This is a genomic window from Marinobacter alkalisoli, from assembly GCF_045449795.1.
Taxonomy (GTDB): Bacteria; Pseudomonadota; Gammaproteobacteria; order Pseudomonadales; family Oleiphilaceae; genus Marinobacter.
Genome location: NZ_JBJJLB010000009.1, coordinates 21,966 through 40,539 on the forward strand (window position 1 = coordinate 21,966; position 18,574 = coordinate 40,539).

Sequence of the window (18,574 nt, forward strand, 5' to 3'; positions counted from 1 at the left end):
TCAATTTTTGATCAGTCTATCGCCAAAGGCGACAAAAAACTCAACGAGTCGTCAGGTTTGTGACGGTTTTCACTGGTTGCCCGCAGGCTCCTCGTAACGAATCCCCGTGATGACCACCGAGTGCCAGCCCTCCGGCGTTCGCACACTGACCTCATCGTCCAGGCGCTTGCCCAGCAACGCCCGGGCCATGGGCGAATCAATACTCAGGTAGCCCCGGCTCAGGTCGAACTCATCCGGCCCCACCAGCCGGTAGCACTGCTCACTGCCATCCTCATGCTCAATGGTCACCCAGGCACCGAAGAATACCTTGCCGCGATCATCCGGCAGGCGGTTGACCACCGTCAGCTCGTCCAGCCGCTTGGTCAGAAAGCGCACCCGCCGGTCGATCTCGCGCAGCTGCTTCTTGCCATAGATATACTCCGCGTTTTCCGAACGATCCCCCAGCGCCGCCGCCTCACGCACCGCCTGGGTCACTTCCGGGCGCTTTTCCTTCCACAGGTAGCGCAACTCCTCCCGCAAGGCCTGTTCGCCCTGCGGGGTAATGTATCGGGTTCGTCCCCGCGCAGCACCGGATTGCTGTTTCATATCAAGACGCCTGTTTCGGTATCGGAAATGGTGAATGCGGGCATAAAAAAACCCCGTAAAAACGGGGTAAGGCTAGCGCTGTGCTGGAGGGAGAAGCAAGCAGTGTTGACTGCCGGCCTCCAAATCTACAGTTTCCATTATGCACAGTGGGGATTACACGGGCGTGGCCGGTGAATTACGTTTTGGTCAGGGATATGGTCGTCAGCCTGCGGATTAGGTTGCGCACTCTAGAGAATGGGAATAGCGTTTGAGGTCAGTATATTTGAAACCTTTCCACAATGATCACGGGGAACACGCATGAACACCCAGAAACTGATGAACACTGCCCTGAACAGCCTGGACGCCCTGGGCTATCGGCTGGACCAGTACGGCATCACCGGTAAGGTGAACCGCCACAATCTGGCCGCCTTCATCATGCTGGAACAGAAGCACCTGGAAGGTGAGTGGGACAGCATTCAGGTTCGACTGGATCGCCGTCGCGCCCAGGTTGAGAGCCTTGTGCGTCCGGTGCTGAATCAGGTCAACCGCTTCCGCGGCGCTGCCAGCTGATCAGACCCTTGATCAGACTTTTGAAAGTTCCGACGGGGAGTTTCTCTGCTCCCCGCCATCGGCTCCACCCTGCGGATCAGTCTGGGTTGTGCGAATACGTTTCTTCTCAACCACATAGGCCGGCAGGCGAATAGTTACCGTCAGCCCGGGATTCTCCTCTCCCGGCCGGTGGTCCGACAGCTCAATCCTTGCCTGATGAATTTCCGCCACGGCACTCACCAGACTCAGCCCCAGCCCGTTACCGGGTGATGAACGGCTCTTGCCGACCCGATAGAAACGCTGGAAGACCTGTTCCTTCTCGTCATCCGGTATACCGATTCCACTGTCGCTGACTTCAAACAGGCAATCGTCACCCTCACGGCGGACCGCCACCCGAATAGCGCCCGTTTCCGGGGTATATTTGATGGCGTTGTCGATCAGGTTGCTGACCATCTGGAACAGCAGGTCCCGATCACCCTCAATCATCACCTGACTTTCCAGGGACTGCTCGAACACCTGATCCTTGTCTTCCGCCAGCGCTTCGTAGAGTTCGCAGGCATCGCTAACCAGGCCATCCAGGGACACAGGCTTCATGTCCGCGGTGTTGCCCCGGGTTTCCAGCCGCGCGATCCGCAACAGGGCGTTGAACGTGGCCAGCAGTTGATCCGCCTCGGCCACCGCGCGGCCAGCCTGCTCCCGCGCCTCGTCGTTATCGACAGACATCAGGGTGTTCTCAAGCTGGTTACGCAACCGGGTCAGCGGGGTTCGCAGGTCGTGGGCAATACTGTCGGAGACGTGACGGATGCCTTCCATCAGGTAGACGATCCGGTCCAGCATCTGATTCAGGTTCTCCGCCAGCTGATCGAAATCGTCGTCGGTGCCCCGGGTGGGAATACGCAGCGACAGGTGGCCGTTCATGATTCGTCGGGAGGTATTGTTGATTACTTCTATGCGCCGGGTCGTACTTCGGCTCATCAGGAAGCCGCCCAGAAGGGCCAGTGCCAGGGTAATGCCCATCCCCCAGTTAATGGCGGTTTCAATGACGCGCTTGAGGTTGGTGAGTTCATCAACGTCGCGGCCGACCAGCAACCGCAACCCTCCCTGAACCTCGAAGATACGGGCGCGGGCCAAGCGTTCCGGGCCTCGCCAGCCAACGGACTCGTTCAGGGTGAAATTGATCCAGCCACTTTCCGACCGCGCACCCTCTGGCCAGGTTTCGATATTGCCGGCCAGTTTGAGGAAGTCATCAGTGGTGAGCAGATAGATGGATTTGGCGTTGGGATCCCGCGCCACACGCTCGCGGATAATGGTAATCAGACCATTAATGCCGCGACCGCGGTATTGCTCCGCGAGACCGGCGATCTCGGCCTCGATGGTTTGGTCCGTCTGGGCGGTCATGAAACCGGCAGTGCGCCAGTAAATGAACGCCAATAGCAGGAATACCGAGGTGGCAAACACCACCATGTACAACAGTGCTAACTGGAAGGACGACGTCCGGAGCTGGCTAAGCAGTTTCACGCAACATGTACCCTGCACCCCGTATGGTCTGCAGCAACGGAGTCTCGAATTCCTTATCGATCTTGGCTCTCAGCCGGCTGATATGCACGTCAATCACGTTGGTCTGGGGATCAAAATGGTAGTCCCAGACTTTTTCCAGCAGCATGGTGCGGGTCACCACCTGGCCGGCGTTGCGCATCAGGTATTCCAGCAGACGGAATTCCCGGGGCTGCACATCAATATTCTGACCGGCCCGCTTGACGGTTCGCGCCAGCAGGTCCATTTCCAGGTCCGCCACCCGCAGCACGGTTTCGGTCTCGGCCGACTGACGGTTACGACGCACCAGCGATTCAATGCGGGCCAGCAGCTCGGTAAAGGAGAACGGCTTGGTCAGGTAATCATCACCACCGCCACGCAGCCCCTCAACCCGGTCATCCACATCGCCCAGAGCGCTGAGGATCAGCACCGGCACCTGGTTTCCGGTGGCCCGTACGGTCTTGATGATCGCCAGTCCATCCATTCCCGGCAGCATGCGGTCCACGATCATGATGTCGTAATCCTCACTGGCCGCCATCATCATCCCTTCCTTGCCGTCGGCCGCATGATCGACCACGAAGTCCGACTCCTTCAGGCCTTTGACAAGATAGCTTGCTACATCCTGATCGTCTTCAATTACCAGCGCTTTCACCGGTTTGTCCTCCCGATAGCGGATTACTTTAAGGATTACATTACAAACAGGGTACGAAGAAGTCGGCAACCCGGCCAGTTACGATCTTGTAAGAGGGTGTCGCCTATGGCGACGGTCACGACACCTTCTGAAACCAACCAGGCTCTCAGCCGTCGTGGTTGCGGGGCGATACCCCGCACTTAACCAGCCTTTGTACCCCAGTTCATCCAGCCCGCGAAAACATTCGAAAAGTTAATTTCAGCGGTCCGGGGCAGAGCTATCAAGGAATAACCCCGGTATACAGAATAGCAGTAACGCTCAGCCTGATTATTTTTCCGGTTTTCCGAGGGTGCCCATCAGAGCGCCATTCAGGTGCTCCAGATCCAGCAACAGGCCGCTGTGGTCGACATCGCTATGACCATTGGCCACCAGTGACTGGTATTCATTATGCACCTGCTGCGCCAGCGGCAGGGTCAGGTTCTCGGCCCGGGCCTCATCCAGAATCATCCGCATGTCCTTGAGCTGAATACGGGCCGGCGCGCCAGGCGCGAAATCACGGTCAATCATGCGCTGACCATGCAGCTCCAGAATACGGCTGCCGGCGAAACCGCCCATCAACGCCTCCCGCACCGCCGCCGGATCGGCACCGCCTTTCGCCGCCAGCAACAGCGCTTCCGACACCGCCCCAATAGTGATGCCCACAATCGCCTGATTGGCCAGCTTGGCCAACTGGCCTGAGCCAACAGGACCGATCCTGGTGCACTTGCCGAGCACCTCGAAAACCGGGCGGGCGCGGTCCACATCCTGCTCCGAACCACCGGCCATGATGCTCAGACGGGCCTCGGTCGCCCCCACCGTTCCACCCGACACCGGTGCATCCACATAGCCCGCTCCCTTTTCCGCCGCAAGCTCGGCGTGACGGCGTGCCACAGACGGCTGAACAGAACTCATATCGATCACCAGTGCGCCGGGCTTCAATGCCGCGATTGCCCCCTGCTCTACCAGCACCCGCTCCACCACATCACTGTTTTCCAGCATGGTAATGACGACATCCGCATCCCGGACGGCCTGTTCTGGTGAATCCGCAATGGTGACCTCATCCTTGAACGGATCGCACTTACTGGCGGTACGGTTCCACAAAGTCATGGAAAACCCGGCATCCAGGAGGTTCCGCGTCATGGGCGCACCCATCAAGCCAATGCCGAGGAAGGCGATATGGGGACTATCTATAGTCATCTTTGCTTAGCCTTATTCCGAAATTATGGGAAGCGAGTGGATAGGCTGTTCCAAAACCCTGCGGAGCCATGGATGGCGGAGCGGAGCGTACAGGGACGTATTCACAGCGTGTTTTGGAACAGCCTATCCACTCGCTTCTACCCCGAAGTTTGAACTCTTGTACTTTGACAGATTATACAAACAAAAACGCCACCAACCTGAATCAGGATGGTGGCGTTCTGGAATATCCGGGTGCCTCAGAATCAGGCCGGTACAGCTTCCACCATACTCGTCCGGATCTTCTTCATGGCGTTCTTCTCAAGCTGCCGGATTCGCTCGGCAGAAACACCGTACTTGTCAGCCAGTTCGTGCAGCGTGGACTTGCTCTCGGACAGCCAGCGCTCCCGCAGGATATCCTGACTGCGCTCATCCAGAGTTCCCAACGCGTGCATCAGACGACCGTTGGAGTCCTCTGACCAGTCGGCGTTTTCAAGCTGTACCGCCGGATCGCCGCGCTGATCCTGCAGGTAATAAGCCGGCGCCTGGTAGGCATTGTCGTCGTCATCGTCCTGCGGACCATCAAAGGCGGTATCCTGGGAAGCCAGCCGGCCCTCCATCTCACGCACAACTTTCGGTTCCACGCCGAGATCTTCCGCCACGGCATGCAGCTCATCGTGACTGAGCCACGCCAGGCGCTTCTTCTGGCTGCGCAGGTTAAAGAACAGCTTGCGCTGGGCCTTGGTGGTGGCCACTTTCACAATGCGCCAGTTGCGCAGGATAAACTCGTGGATCTCTGCCTTGATCCAGTGCACCGCGAAGGACACCAGACGTACACCGTACTCCGGGTTGAAGCGCTTGACGGCCTTCATCAGCCCCACGTTGCCTTCCTGGATCAGGTCGGCCTGGGCCAGGCCATAACCGGAATAGCTGCGGGCAATGTGGATCACAAACCGCAAATGAGAGAGCACCAGCTGACGAGCTGCGTCCACGTCACCCTCATAGTGGAGACGCTCAGCAAGCTCACGCTCTTCTTCAACAGACAATACCGGAATCCTGCTCGCAGCCTGGATGTAAGACTCGAGATTGGCACCCGGAACCAGTCTGTCAATCAGCTGTAAACTCGTACCCATGCTTTTAACCTCCGAACCTGACGACCGTTAAATATACCAAGTGATTTTTTGATCGCCAAGACCTTAAAAAGTTCTTGGAATTTCCCAGTAACACCTTTAAAAACAACTGACTGGAAATTTCCGCTTTGTATCTTAAATAGAGACACTACGCCCTTTGCCGCAAATTCTACAATACGGTTTTCCCGCAATCCCGAATTAACCTCCAGCGACCTCTCCGGGCTCAATATCGTCCAAATGGCGCTTGACCGCTACCCAGGCCCCCAACCAGCCTAACAGCATGGCCACAATAAGCAACGCAAGCGCACCATCGAAAGTCAGACCATTGAGGGAAAAGTCGCTGCGGTATAACCCCGCCAGCCGCTCAACCGGGCCGCTGAGCCACCACAACGACAATTGCAGCAGAATCCAGGCCACCACACCGCCACCAAGACCAAACCAGGCCCCGGTATACAGGAACGGGCGACGCACAAAGGCATCGGTGCCGCCCACCATTTTCGCCACCAGGATCTCATCACGGCGGTTTTCGATTGCCAGCCGTACGGTATTGCCAATCACCAACACTACCGCCGCCGCCAGCAACAGGGCCAGGGCCCAGACCGCACGGGCCAGCAGGTCTGTCATGGCGTTCAGGCGCTGCAGCCAGCCCAGATCCACCTGCACGCGCTCAACGCCATCCAGGCCCTGCAGGCGGGTGACCAGCGTCTCCACACCGCCAGTACTGCGAGAGGCTTCATCCGGCGTCACCAGCAGGGTATGGGGCAACGGATTGCCTTCCAGATAATCCAGCGCATCATCAAGACCGGAGGAGACCCGGAACTCCGACAGCGCCTGCTCCTTGTCGATCAGCTCCACCTCCAGGATACGGCTGTCATCCAGCACCTCGGCCCGCAGTTCGCGTGCACGCTCCAGCGAGACATTCTCACCCATATAGGCGGTAATGCGGGCACTGCTCTCCCAGCCGGCACTGACGCCCTGCAAACTGGTCAACAGTAACAACAGCGCCACCGGCAGCGCCAACGCCACCCCCATCACCATCCAGGTCATGGAACTGGCGACCGGGGTACGCCAGAGCCGCTCGGCACTGTCCCGGGCCACCTTGCGGTGATGCACCAGGTAACTCTCCGCCAGCTCCTGCCACGGCGACGGGCCCTGCCTTGCGCCTTTGCGTTTACGGGGGTCAGGCGCCATGGCCACCTCCCGCAATCAAACGGCCATGATCCAGGGTCAGGGTCCGGCGCTGCATATCATTGATCAGGGCAATATCGTGACTGGCAATCAGCACCGTCACGCCCACCTGACTGAACTGGGTGAACAGGCGCATGATGTCCGCCGACAACTCCGGGTCCAGGTTACCGGTGGGCTCATCCGCCAGCAGCACCGGTGGCTTGTTCACCACCGCGCGGGCGATGCCGACGCGCTGCTGCTCACCGCCGGACAGCTGCAGGGGGTTCATCTTTTCCTTGGTCAGCAGTCCGACCTTGTCGAGGGCGGCCCGCACCCGGCGGCCAATGTCCCGCGCCGGTACCCCCATCACTTCCAGGGGCATAGCGACGTTGTCGAACACCGTGCGATCGAACAACAGCTGGTGATTCTGGAATACCACGCCAATGTGACGACGAATATAGGGAATCTGGCGCTTGGGGAGCTTGTTCAGCATCTGCCCGCCGACGATCACCTCGCCGGCACTGGGGCGCTCCATCACCATGACCAGCTTGAGCAGGGTACTCTTGCCAGCGCCGGAATGGCCGGTCAGGAACGCCAGCTCGCCCCGGTCCAGGCTGAAGTTTACCTGCCGCAGGGCGGTATGGTCGCTGTCGTAGCGCTTGGTGACCTGACGGAATTCAATCATTAGCCGTTACTGCATCACTGGTCGTCAAACAGGGCATCCACAAAGGTTTCCGCATCGAAACTGCGCAGATCCGCCACCTGCTCACCCACGCCGATAAAGCGGATGGGCAGCTGCAGCTGACGCGCGATAGCGAACACAATACCACCCTTGGCGGTGCCGTCCAGTTTGGTCAGGGTAATACCGCTGACACCCACCGCCTGCTGGAATACCTGGGCCTGGCTCAGGGCGTTCTGGCCGGTACCGGCGTCGAGCACCAGCATCACCTCGTGGGGGGCGGTGTCATCCAGCTTCTTCATCACCCGAACGACCTTTTCCAGCTCGTTCATCAGGTTGTCCTTGTTCTGCAGGCGGCCGGCGGTATCGGCAATCACCACATCCACCTCGCGGGACTGGGCGGACTGGATGGCATCGAAGATCACCGAGGCACTGTCGGCACCGGTATGCTGAGCCACCACCGGCACGTTATTGCGCTCACCCCAGACCTGCAACTGCTCCACGGCGGCGGCACGGAAGGTATCCCCCGCTGCCAGCATCACCGACTTGCCCTCATCCTGGAACTTCCTGGTGAGTTTGCCGATCGTGGTGGTCTTACCAACACCATTCACACCCACCATCAGGATCACATAGGGCTGCTTGGTCGAATCCAGCTCCAGCGGCTTGGTGACATCCTTCAGCAGGCCGTGAAGCTCATCGCGAAGGGCCTGACGCAGCGCCGCGCCGTCCTTGAGCTGATTACGCTCCAGCTTGTCAGTAAGGGATTCAATGATTTCCGACGTGGCGGTGACACCAACATCCGCCATCAGCAGCGTGGTTTCAATCTCCTCCAGCAGATCCTCGTCGATCTTCTTGCCGACGGCGAACAGATCGGATAACCCGGAGGACAGCGTCGCACGGGTTTTACCCAGGCCCTGGCGGATACGCTCTAAAACACTGACCTGCGGCTCTTCCGGAGCCGGCTCCGGTTCCGCGGCAGGTGCAGGGGCTGGCTCCACTTCCGCAACAGGCGCCTCTGCGGACGGCGCCTCAGGCGCGGATGCTTCCGCCTGTTCACGTGCGGGTTCGGCGCCCGGCTGTGGCTCAGGCTTTTTCTGGGGTACCGGTTTGGGCCGGGGAATACGCTTCCGGTTGCCGGCCAGGTCCAGAGCAAAAACGAGGACAAGAAGGGCCAACAGGCCAATTGAAATCCACTCTGCGGTCATACTCATTCCATCGGTTGAAATTGGCGGGACAAAAGAAAGCCGACATTCTAGCAGACTGTCGGAGGTAATTGGGGGCCCATGCCAACGGCAACCCGGATGGCGACAGGAGGATTTTCCGTTACCATGTCGCCATTCCAGATACAGCGGCGGACAGCAGGAACCATGGGGCGGAAACCAAGACAACAGAAAAGCGCACGGACTGGTCACAGCGGACCGGCGAAAGCCGCCAGCGGCGGTGAATTGCGAATCATCGGCGGCGACTGGCGCAGCCGCAAACTGCGCTTTCCGGAAACCGGCGGCGTACGCCCCACCCCCGCCCGCACCCGGGAAACCCTGTTCAACTGGCTGAACTACCAACTGGCCGGCAGCCGCTGCCTCGACCTCTTCGCCGGCTCCGGCGCCCTCGGCCTGGAAGCCCTGTCCCGGGGTGCCGGTACAACCGTATTCGTCGACCACACACCAGCACTGGCCCAGGCCCTGCGCGGTAACCTGCGGCTATTAAAATCAGAAAAGGGAGACGTGGTCTGCCAGAGCGTGGACACCTACCTGGCCCAACCTTCGGCCGAGCCTTTCGACATCCTCTTCATGGACCCACCCTTCCGCCAGGGCTGGCTGGAAAACCTGTTCCCGCTGATCGCTGATTATGGCTGGGTCAGACCCGGCGGCTGGATCTACGTGGAACACGAAAGCGAACGGGCAACCCCGGAAACACCCGAGAACTGGACCCTGCACAGGCAAAAGTCCGCCGGCCAGGTCACTTATTGTTTATTCAAAACAGAAGAATCAGAAGGTACTTGAAGGGAAACAGAGATATCTCACAAAAGTCAGACAGGTCTCGGGGTGGGGTGCTTTTTCTGACGGGACAAAGGTGTCTGAGCGCAGCGAGTTCTTTTCCCAGAAGAAAAAGCACCCCACCCCGGGACCACACCACCCCTTTTGCAGGCTACCCAGTGGCAGGCCTGCAAAAAGGGGTGCAAAAATTCAGGCCGAGGGCCGCAGAGAATAAGCCCGAAGGTGCGCCGCAAATTCTTCCAGATAGCGAATGCCACTGGCCTCCGCCTCCTTGCACCAGTCCGCCAGCGCCTGCATCTTCTCCTGGGGCTTCACCCCGCGCTTGCGCCACAGCGCCTGCAGCTCATGACTCATCTCATAAATCTTCCGCAACGCCGCATTACGCTCCAGCACCGTCTCCAGGTGCTCCTGCTCCTTCGGCTTGATCAGCGACACCTCGCGGGACAGCAACTGCTTCAGCTTGCGGTAACGGGGACGAATCTCGTCATCCATCAGCGCCTTCTGCTGACGCAGCACCGGCTCCATAACGCGCTTGCGGTACTGGCGCATGATATCAAAGCGGTTGTTGGCAATGGCCTGAACGGTTTCTACGTCCACTTCCTGCTTGCCCGGCACATAATGGGCAATCGGCTTAAAGCCCTTCGGCTTGGCCAGACCAAACAGCTGGAACAGGCGAATGTAACCCCAGCCAATATCCACTTCGAACCAGCGGCGGGACAGCTTGGAAGAATTCGGATAGGTGTGGTGATTGTTGTGCAGCTCTTCACCACCGATCAGGATACCCAGCGGTGAAATGTTGCGGGCATTGTCTGCACACTCAAAATTGCGGTACCCGAACCAGTGACCGATGCCGTTCACAACGCCCGCCGCCCAGACCGGAATCCACATCATCTGAACCGCCCAGATCCAGATACCGTGAACACCGAACAGCATCAGGTCGATCACCGCCATCAGAGCGACACCCAGCATCTTGTAGCGGCTGTAAACGTTGCGCTCAACCCAGTCTTCCGGGGTGCGCTGACCATAACGCTCCAGGGTTTCCGGCGTGGCGGATTCAGCATAGAGCTCAGCGCCCTCGAACAGAACCTTGCGGATACCCAGAACAACCGGGCTGTGGGGGTCTTCCTCGGTTTCGCACTTGGCGTGGTGCTTACGATGGATGGCGGTCCATTCCTTGGTGTTCTGACCCGTGCTCAGCCACAGCCAGAAACGGAAGAAATGCTTCAATACCGGATGCAGATCCAGCGAATTGTGAGCCGAATGGCGATGCAGGTAGAGCGTTACACTTACGATGGTGACGTGGGTCATGCCCAATGCAACCAGGACCAGTTGCATCACCGAAAGGTCAAGGAGACCGTTAAACCACATATTCAATCCTCAATCATAATCGTGGTTCCACCGGCACGAAAACCGGAGAACCGTATTGGGCACTTTAGCGTACAGTTGTAAGCTCCAACAACTGCATTTGGACGAAAATTTGTTACTGATTACACTTAACGGGTTTCAAACCGTTCGCGCATCCCCCTGAGACCGGAGACCCCCGCTTGCCAGAATTACCGGAAGTCGAAACCACGCGCCGTGGTATAGCACCCCACTGTGAAGGACGCACCATCCGACGGGTCACCATCCGCAACCGCAGCCTGCGCTGGCCGATTCCCCGGGAGCTGGACGAGCAGTTGACCGGCGCCACCATCCGCAGCGTGGAACGTCGCGCCAAGTATCTGCTATTAAAGGTGGATAAGGGCAGCGCCATTGTACACCTGGGCATGTCCGGCAGCCTGCGGGTAATCACCGACGATGCCCCATTACTGCCCCATGATCATGTCGAGCTGGAGCTGGACAGCGGCGTCCGCCTGCGATTCAACGATCCCCGGCGATTCGGCTGCTGGCTGTGGTCGGACACCCCGGAGCAACACCCACTGCTCGCCAACCTGGGCCCAGAACCGCTGGCGCCGGAATTCACCGGAGCGATGCTGTTCCGCCTGTCCCGGGGCAAACAGACACCGGTGAAGTCTTTCATCATGGACAATCACGTGGTGGTGGGCGTGGGCAACATCTACGCCAACGAAGCCCTGTTCAAGGCCGGAATACACCCCAAACGCAAGGCCGGCCGCATCAGCCTGGACCGCTACAACCGCCTGGTGGACGCCATCCGCGAAACCCTCAGCGCCGCCATCCTGATGGGCGGCACCACCCTGCGGGACTTCGTCAACAGCGAAGGCAAGCCCGGATACTTCGCACAATCGCTGCTGGTGTACGGCCGTGCGGCCCTGCCGTGTGAGGAATGCGGTACGCCGCTGAAGGAAATCCGCATGAACCAGCGCTCCACGGTGTACTGTGGCCGCTGCCAGCGCTGATGCACTCTGAAACAGAAAAATCGTTTGAAAATGCGCAAATATGATTCATAGTTAACAGAGTATCCACATTTGTAGGCTACAATTGTTATTCATGCGTTCACAGCCTGCGGCCCGGCGACCAACAAAAAGCCAATACGGACTGGCCGACACCAACTGGAAAGACAGGCAAGATTTCAGGAGACACAAGAAATGACCGGTACAATTTCCCGCATAGCGATGACAACCCTGGCAGTTTGCCTGCTGACGTTCTCTTCCCTTGGCCACGCCCGGGCTGTTGATGAAAAGCCCTCCGCCCTCGCCATGACCGGTGACGCGATTTTCGTTCGCCCGGCCCTGCTGGCCACCACCATTATTGGCAGCGCGGTTTATCTGGTGTCCCTGCCGTTCTCGGCACTGGGCGGGAACGCCGGCGAAGCGGGCGAAGTCCTGGTGGTTGGCCCCGCCAAGGCCACCTTCGTTCGCTGCCTCGGCTGCAGCCGCACCGGCCGCAAGGCTGAAACGGTCGAACAGGAAGACAACTGATCCGTAGTATCCCGGCTTGCCAAAACCCGGCGGATTCGGCAGCCTGAAGTGACACTCACTTCAGGCTGTTTTCGTTTATGGTGAACTGGTCTTCCCTCAACACTGTGTTCCTGGATATGGATGGAACACTGCTGGACCTGCATTTCGACAACCACTTCTGGCTGGAACACCTGCCCGCGCGCTACGCAGAGCACTACGACCTCAGCCCGGAAGAAGCCCGCGACACTGTGGTTCCGATGATCATGGCCGAGCACGGCTCACTGCAGTGGTACTGCACCGATTACTGGAGCGACCGCCTGAAGCTCGACATTACCGGCCTCAAGGCCGAGGTGGGCGATCGCATTGGCTACCGTCCCTTCGTGACCGACTTTCTCGACGCCATTCGCCAGGCGGGGCTGCGCTCGGTGATCGTCACCAATTGCCACCCCGATCCGCTGGCGCTGAAACTGCGCCACACCCAGCTGGAGCAACGGGTGGATGGCATCATCTCCAGCCATGAGTTGGGCAAACCCAAGGAAGACCCCGAGTTCTGGAGCGATCTCGCCCAACGGGAGCCCTACCAGCCCGAGAGCACCCTGATGGTGGATGACAGCTTCCCCGTACTGGAAAGTGCCCGTGCCGCCGGCATCGGCCAGTGCCTGGCCATATTGGCCCCCGACAGCCGCCAGCAGGCCCGGGAAAAGCACCCGGAAATACCCTCTATTCATCACTTCAGCGAAGTGCTGCCTGCGCTGCGTGAACGACAGCCCCTGCCATCGGGCGAATGAGCCGGTTATAATATGACCATACGCTCATCAGGTGAGGAGACATGACGGCGACAAACACCGACGATCACCGTGTCCGGCTCGACAAGTGGTTATGGGCCGCACGCTTCTACAAAACCCGCTCGCTGGCCAAGGAAGCAATCGAGGGTGGCAAAGTCCACTACAACAGCCAGCGCTGCAAACCCGGAAAACTCGTGGAAACCGGCGCCAAGCTGACCGTGAGGCTGGGCTGGCAGGAACGCATCGTCATCATTGATGACATCAGCGACCGCCGCCGGGGTGCGCCCGAAGCCCAGAAGCTGTACCACGAAACCGATGACAGCGTGAAACGTCGTGAGGAACTGGCCTGGCAACGCAAGACCATGCAGGCAGCCCAACTTCCCCCGGCGCGGCGACCCTCCAAGAAAGATCGCCGTGATATCCAGCGTTTCCGGGAACAGAACGGCATCTGAACCGCCGTTCCAGCCAGAAACACCACAACCCTGTTATCCACTGCCCGCTTATTACACTATTTATTTCAGGAGACATCACCATGGCATCCCGGGACCAGTTCCAGCGATTTATTTTCGAGCACAGCCAGGTTCGTGGTGCCTGGGTGCAACTCGGTGACAGCTACCGGGAAATCGTCAGCCAGGCCCCCTACCCCGACACCGTGCGCCAGCTGCTGGGAGAATCCCTGGTGGCCAGCGTACTGATGAGCAGCACCCTGAAATTTGAAGGCACGCTGTCGCTGCAGGCCCAGGGCGAAGGCCCGCTGCGCACCCTGATGGCCGAGTGCAGCCACGACCGAAAGATCCGCGGGCTGGCGCGCTTTGACGAACACGCGGTGATGGAAGACAACTTCCACAACCTGCTGGGCCAGGGGCGCATGGCCATTACCATCACCCCGGACCAGGGCCAGCGTTACCAGGGCGTGGTACCCCGGGAAGCGGATACCCTGGCGGGCTGCCTGGAAGACTATTTCCAACGCTCGGAACAGCTGGCCACCAGCCTGTTCATCTTTGCCGACGAGCAGCGCTGTGCCGGCCTGCTGCTGCAGCGCCTGCCAGGCGCCAGCGATCACGATGACGATCTGTGGGACCGCATCAACCACCTGGCCCGCACTGTGGAAGCGGAAGAACTGCTGGAACTGGACAGCGAAACCCTGCTGCACCGCCTGTTCCACGAAGAAACCGTGCGCGTGTTCGACGCCGAACCGGTCACCTTCCACTGCAGCTGTTCACGGGAACGCACCCTGGGCGCATTGGAAGGCATTGGTCAGGAAGAGTGTTACAGCATCCTCGAAGAACAGGGCAGCATCGAAATGGATTGCCAGTTCTGTCATGCTCACTATCGATTCGATAGAAATGATATTGATCATCTTTTCACCGGCCATACGTTACACTGAGGCCTTGATGAATTAGCCCCAATGCCAGTATTGGCGCGGCTTTCGGGGCAGTCGTTTTTTACCGGCGTCTCTGGCATAATAGCGCGCCTGAATTGACCCGATTGCTCAGATTTCCGCCAATTCTCACCGTGCGGTCTGGGCAATCATGAAGACACCCCAAGGGCGAGGTCGAAGTGAGCAACACTTATAATGATCTGAGTTCAGCACGACTGGTCGAGCTGGCACTGGAAAGACGCGAAGGCCAACTGGCATCCAACGGTTCACTGGTCGTCCGCACCGGCGAACGCACCGGTCGTTCCCCGATGGACCGCTTTATCGTCGAAGAGCCCAGCACGGTTGACGATATCCAGTGGGGTCCGATCAACCGTCCATTCGACGCTGACAAGTTCGATGCCCTCTGGGATCGCGTTGAAGCCTACATCGCGGAAAAAGACCGCTTTGTCTCCAACGTCCACGTCGGCTCCGACCCCGAACACTACCTGCCGGTGAAAATGACCACCGAAACCGCCTGGCAGAACCTGTTCGGTCGCAACCTGTTCATCCGCCCGGACAGCTACAACCAGGCCGACAAGCAGGAATGGCAGATCCTCAACGCCGCCAACTTCCAGTGCGTGCCCGAGCGTGACGGCACCAACAGCGATGGCTGCGTGATCATCAACTTCGCCAAGCGCAAGGTGCTGCTGGCCGGCATGCACTACGCCGGTGAGATGAAAAAGGCGATGTTCTCGGTACAGAACTTCCTGCTCCCAGAGAAAGACGTACTGCCGATGCACTGCTCCGCCAACGTCGGCGAAGACGGCGAGACCTGCCTGTTCTTTGGCCTGTCCGGCACCGGCAAGACCACCCTGTCCGCCGATCCCGATCGTTTCCTGATCGGTGACGATGAGCACGGCTGGGGCCCGGGCACTGTCTTCAACATCGAAGGCGGCTGCTACGCCAAGTGCATCGACCTGAGCAAGAAGAACGAGCCGATCATCTGGGACGCCATCCGCTTCGGCGCCATCGTCGAAAACGTAGTGATCGACCCGGAAACCCGCGAGCCGGACTACACCGACGTCTCCCTCACCGAAAACTCACGCTGCGCCTACCCGCTGGAGCACGTTGAGAAGCGCGTAATAGAGAACCGCGCCGGCGAGCCGTCTCACATCGTCTTCCTGACCTGCGACATGACCGGCGTACTGCCGCCCGTGTCCGTCCTCAGCAAGGAAGCCGCGGCCTATCACTTCCTGAGTGGCTACACCGCGCTGGTGGGATCCACTGAAATGGGCTCCTCCTCCAAACTGAAGTCCACCTTCTCCACCTGCTTCGGCGCACCGTTCTTCCCGCGCCCGGCCGGCGTTTACGCCGAACTGCTGATGAAGCGCATGGACGAATTCGGCAGCAAGGTCTTCCTGGTTAACACCGGCTGGACCGGCGGCTCCTACGGTGTCGGCGAGCGCTTCAGCATCCCGACTACCCGCGCCATCATCAGCGCCATCCAGAACGGCGACCTGGACGATGCCGAAACCGAGCACCTGCCCACCCTGAACCTGAGCGTTCCGGTCAGCGTGCCCGGCGTAGACAGCAACCTGCTAAACCCGCGCAACACCTGGGCCAGCGAAGCAGACTACGACGCCAAGGCCGCCGAACTGATCGGCCAGTTCGTCGAGAACTTCAAGAAGTTCGACGTCTCTGACGCCATCGTAGAGGCCGGGCCCAAAGCATAAGCCCGCCTTTACTGAAAAAGCGCCCTGCTCCTTGAGCACGGCGCTTTTTTTGTGCCTTTCAGAACTCCCACAGCCCCGGAAGCTGGAAAAACAGTCGTTGTGATCATTTTTGTTTGGGATGGTGATCAGGAAATTACTCGGAACTCATTGACCTGATGGGGTTTTCTGCCTAGTTTTGGAGGATTATTGAATTGAGATATGAGTCAGTGGAAAAGTGATCATTCAGACTCATATACAAATGTTAATTGCCAAGGAGAGGTATGGCTATCAGCTTTCAGGTGAATCACCCTATCACCACGGACCAGTTCATCGGTTTGTTGGAGAGCTCTACCCTTGGGGAGCGTCGGCCAATTCACGATCGAGACTGTATGGAAGGGATGATTTCCAACTCCAATCTCGTCGTAAGCGCGTGGGATGATGACTTGTTGGTCGGCATCGCTCGCAGCGTCACGGATTTTCACTATGCCTGCTACCTGTCAGATTTGGCAGTTCATCAGAACTATCAAAGATCAGGAATAGGCAAACGATTACAGTCACTGACCCAGGAGCAACTGGGGCCGCTCTGCAAATTGATACTCATCGCAGCACCGGCCGCCAATTCGTACTATGGTCAGCTTGGTTACACGCACAATGATCGCTGCTGGGTTCTAGATGCGGGGGTGACCATTGGCAATTAACAAGGCCAGTCACGCGACGCCTACTGCATTGCGGCTTCGCCTCCATTCCGTAGCCGCGCATGCTGGCTGGCGTTATAGGTAATATGAGCTTCTCAGGTGATCTCAATATTTGGAAGGCAAGGGTTCTGCTGGTTTCGTTGTTTTTGATAGCCCTACCATTCGATGCTCTGTATACCGGCCACTGTTATTGGGGGCCCACAAGCTGTGAGATTGATGGCGCGTATGAGGGGTACTACATACTCCTTGTAGGGGCGTTGGCAATTTTTGACTATTGCCCCGCTTGGTATGCCAACGTGACTTTTATCTTGGCTCTCTGCCTTCTCGAGAGAAGCCCGACATTGGCAATGAAGCTGTCGATTCTCACCGTCCTTCTCGCTTTAACCACCTTTTTGTACGATGAGCCTTGGAATGACGGTGGCCCAACAAAGTACATTATGGGCTACGGCCCTGGTTTTTATATCTGGCTACTGGCTTTTGTGGTTTGTGCCTTTGTTTGCCTTAGATTACCTATAACAAGTGACTGTGGTGTCAATCGCATATATTAAGCCACTTTTTCACGCCACGGTTCCTGATTTTTGACCATGGTATTGAGCACCACAATCATCTTTCGCATGCAGGCAACGACGGCCACTTTTGGAATCTTCCCCTGGGCCTTCAAGCGTTCGTAAAAGCGTTTGAAAACGGGATTGCACTGAATGGATGAGAGCATGGCCATGAACATCACGGTTCGGACTCTGGGGCGCCCACCTCGTATCCTCCGTTTGCCATTGAGCTTGCCGCTGTCTCGATTGATGGGTGCGACACCGACCAGTGCGGCGATCTCCTTTCGGTTCAGAGAGCCGAGCTCCGGCAGCTCACTCAGGAAGGTGTAGGCGAGCACTTTTCCGACACCGGGCACACTGGTCATGATGTCCATTTTGGTACGCCAGTGATCCACTTTGGCCACTTCCTGCTCGATTTGTCGGGTGATCGTTTCAATCTGGCTCTGCAGCATCCTGAGTAAGCTTTTAATGGATCGGTGAAGGGGTTTTGGCATGATCTGGAGACGGTTTTTCTCCATGGTGGACATCTCCATAAGCTGAGCCCGCCTGGCCAATAAGTCTCTGATCTTTTGTGATGTTTTGTCCGGGATAGGTCTGAATTCCGGCTTGAGTGTGGCAGCATATTTGGCAATCACCTGGGCATCAATACGGTCAGTTTTGGCGAGCACGCCGATGGCCTGAGCGTAACGTCTGACACTGGTGGGATTGACGACTATGATCGGTAAGCCTGCCTGATTGCAGGCCTGAACCAGGGCATGCTCATGGCGCCCTGTGGCCTCCACCACGATTCGTTCAATATCGTAGTCCTTGAGGATCTTCACGAACCGACGAATGTGGGCTTCGCTATTGGGAATTGAATAAAACTGTCCGGAAGGATGGAGAGCGATATCAAGGTTGGCTTTACCAACGTCGACACCGATATTCAGTGAAGTTTGGATTTCTGTGGTGTTCATAATAAGCTGACTCTGCCTTGCTATACGGGCTCGAGGCCCCGATGACTGTACGAGTTATCGCTTGAGAGTCATGCAGCGCTACGCACTTGTTACCGGTCTCTCGAATGAGGAGCCTGCCAACATCGAGCTGCTGCATGAAGGCCCCCAGCGGCCACTGGGGGTGGGCCTCAATTTACCCAAACACGGCAGAAATTATCCATACAA

General features: G+C 58.2%; 19 protein-coding genes. 9 read left to right on the forward strand and 10 right to left on the reverse strand.

From position 1 onward, the window contains the following. Positions 1–69: 69 nt before the first annotated feature. Complete coding sequence (gene greB, locus ACJO3M_RS03490) at positions 70–585, reverse strand: transcription elongation factor GreB (protein ID WP_406999769.1); 516 nt, start codon at positions 583–585, stop codon at positions 70–72. Between the two features lie 297 nt (positions 586–882). On the opposite strand from greB, the gene ACJO3M_RS03495 reads away from it, so the two are divergent. Next, on the forward strand, positions 883–1,134 hold the full coding sequence (locus ACJO3M_RS03495) for a hypothetical protein (RefSeq protein ID WP_406989455.1): 252 nt from the start codon (positions 883–885) through the stop codon (positions 1,132–1,134). Between the two features lie 12 nt (positions 1,135–1,146). Here ACJO3M_RS03495 and ACJO3M_RS03500 read toward each other — a convergent pair whose 3' ends face one another. From ACJO3M_RS03500 to ftsY, 7 genes are all read right to left on the reverse strand, one after another. Then, the gene (locus tag ACJO3M_RS03500; protein WP_406999771.1) at positions 1,147–2,631 is read right to left on the reverse strand and encodes a HAMP domain-containing sensor histidine kinase; all 1,485 of its coding nucleotides are present in this window, start codon (positions 2,629–2,631) and stop codon (positions 1,147–1,149) included. Then, positions 2,618–3,298, reverse strand: a complete 681-nt coding sequence (locus tag ACJO3M_RS03505; protein ID WP_406989457.1) for a winged helix-turn-helix domain-containing protein — start codon at positions 3,296–3,298, stop codon at positions 2,618–2,620. Before ACJO3M_RS03505 ends, ACJO3M_RS03500 begins: the two co-directional genes overlap by 14 nt. Positions 3,299–3,604: 306 nt before the next feature. Beyond that, positions 3,605–4,513, reverse strand: coding sequence for an NAD(P)-dependent oxidoreductase (locus tag ACJO3M_RS03510; RefSeq protein ID WP_406999773.1), 909 nt, complete (start codon positions 4,511–4,513; stop codon positions 3,605–3,607). Between the two features lie 242 nt (positions 4,514–4,755). Next, positions 4,756–5,622 carry an RNA polymerase sigma factor RpoH gene (gene rpoH, locus ACJO3M_RS03515; protein ID WP_406989459.1) on the reverse strand — a complete coding sequence of 289 codons (867 nt, stop codon included), beginning with the start codon at positions 5,620–5,622 and terminating at the stop codon, positions 4,756–4,758. Between the two features lie 195 nt (positions 5,623–5,817). Further along, the gene (gene ftsX, locus ACJO3M_RS03520; protein WP_406989460.1) at positions 5,818–6,810 is read right to left on the reverse strand and encodes a permease-like cell division protein FtsX; all 993 of its coding nucleotides are present in this window, start codon (positions 6,808–6,810) and stop codon (positions 5,818–5,820) included. Continuing rightward, on the reverse strand, positions 6,800–7,471 hold the full coding sequence (gene ftsE / locus ACJO3M_RS03525; RefSeq protein ID WP_406999775.1) for a cell division ATP-binding protein FtsE: 672 nt from the start codon (positions 7,469–7,471) through the stop codon (positions 6,800–6,802). Before ftsE ends, ftsX begins: the two co-directional genes overlap by 11 nt. A 14-nt stretch (positions 7,472–7,485) precedes the next feature. Beyond that, positions 7,486–8,670, reverse strand: a complete 1,185-nt coding sequence (gene ftsY, locus ACJO3M_RS03530; RefSeq protein WP_406999777.1) for a signal recognition particle-docking protein FtsY — start codon at positions 8,668–8,670, stop codon at positions 7,486–7,488. A 162-nt stretch (positions 8,671–8,832) separates the two neighbouring features. On the opposite strand from ftsY, the gene rsmD reads away from it, so the two are divergent. Further along, positions 8,833–9,468, forward strand: coding sequence for a 16S rRNA (guanine(966)-N(2))-methyltransferase RsmD (rsmD, locus tag ACJO3M_RS03535; RefSeq protein WP_406999793.1), 636 nt, complete (start codon positions 8,833–8,835; stop codon positions 9,466–9,468). A 183-nt stretch (positions 9,469–9,651) separates the two neighbouring features. On the opposite strand, the gene ACJO3M_RS03540 is transcribed toward rsmD, so the two are convergent. Further along, a complete protein-coding gene (locus tag ACJO3M_RS03540) occupies positions 9,652–10,830 on the reverse strand; it encodes a DesA family fatty acid desaturase (RefSeq protein WP_406999779.1) in 1,179 nt (392 codons plus the stop codon). Between the two features lie 176 nt (positions 10,831–11,006). Between ACJO3M_RS03540 and mutM the strand changes: the two genes are divergently transcribed. From mutM to ACJO3M_RS03575, 7 genes are all read left to right on the forward strand, one after another. Continuing rightward, positions 11,007–11,819, forward strand: a complete 813-nt coding sequence (gene mutM, locus ACJO3M_RS03545) for a bifunctional DNA-formamidopyrimidine glycosylase/DNA-(apurinic or apyrimidinic site) lyase (RefSeq protein WP_406999781.1) — start codon at positions 11,007–11,009, stop codon at positions 11,817–11,819. Between the two features lie 189 nt (positions 11,820–12,008). Then, positions 12,009–12,341, forward strand: a complete 333-nt coding sequence (locus tag ACJO3M_RS03550; RefSeq protein ID WP_406989466.1) for a hypothetical protein — start codon at positions 12,009–12,011, stop codon at positions 12,339–12,341. A gap of 77 nt (positions 12,342–12,418) precedes the next feature. Next, positions 12,419–13,108: a GMP/IMP nucleotidase gene (gene yrfG, locus ACJO3M_RS03555; protein ID WP_406999783.1), complete on the forward strand. Its 690-nt coding sequence runs from the start codon at positions 12,419–12,421 to the stop codon at positions 13,106–13,108. A gap of 41 nt (positions 13,109–13,149) precedes the next feature. Further along, positions 13,150–13,557, forward strand: a complete 408-nt coding sequence (gene hslR, locus ACJO3M_RS03560; protein ID WP_406989468.1) for a ribosome-associated heat shock protein Hsp15 — start codon at positions 13,150–13,152, stop codon at positions 13,555–13,557. 80 nt (positions 13,558–13,637) lie between these two features. After that, positions 13,638–14,492: an Hsp33 family molecular chaperone HslO gene (gene hslO, locus ACJO3M_RS03565; protein ID WP_406999785.1), complete on the forward strand. Its 855-nt coding sequence runs from the start codon at positions 13,638–13,640 to the stop codon at positions 14,490–14,492. Positions 14,493–14,665: 173 nt separating this feature from the next. After that, positions 14,666–16,198 (forward strand): phosphoenolpyruvate carboxykinase, encoded by a 1,533-nt coding sequence (locus ACJO3M_RS03570; protein ID WP_406999787.1) that lies wholly within the window; start codon positions 14,666–14,668, stop codon positions 16,196–16,198. Between the two features lie 260 nt (positions 16,199–16,458). Further along, a complete protein-coding gene (locus tag ACJO3M_RS03575; RefSeq protein ID WP_406999789.1) occupies positions 16,459–16,875 on the forward strand; it encodes a GNAT family N-acetyltransferase in 417 nt (138 codons plus the stop codon). 541 nt (positions 16,876–17,416) lie between these two features. Here ACJO3M_RS03575 and ACJO3M_RS03580 read toward each other — a convergent pair. Further along, complete coding sequence (locus ACJO3M_RS03580) at positions 17,417–18,370, reverse strand: IS110 family RNA-guided transposase (RefSeq protein ID WP_406998860.1); 954 nt, start codon at positions 18,368–18,370, stop codon at positions 17,417–17,419. Between the last annotated feature and the right edge of the window lie 204 nt (positions 18,371–18,574).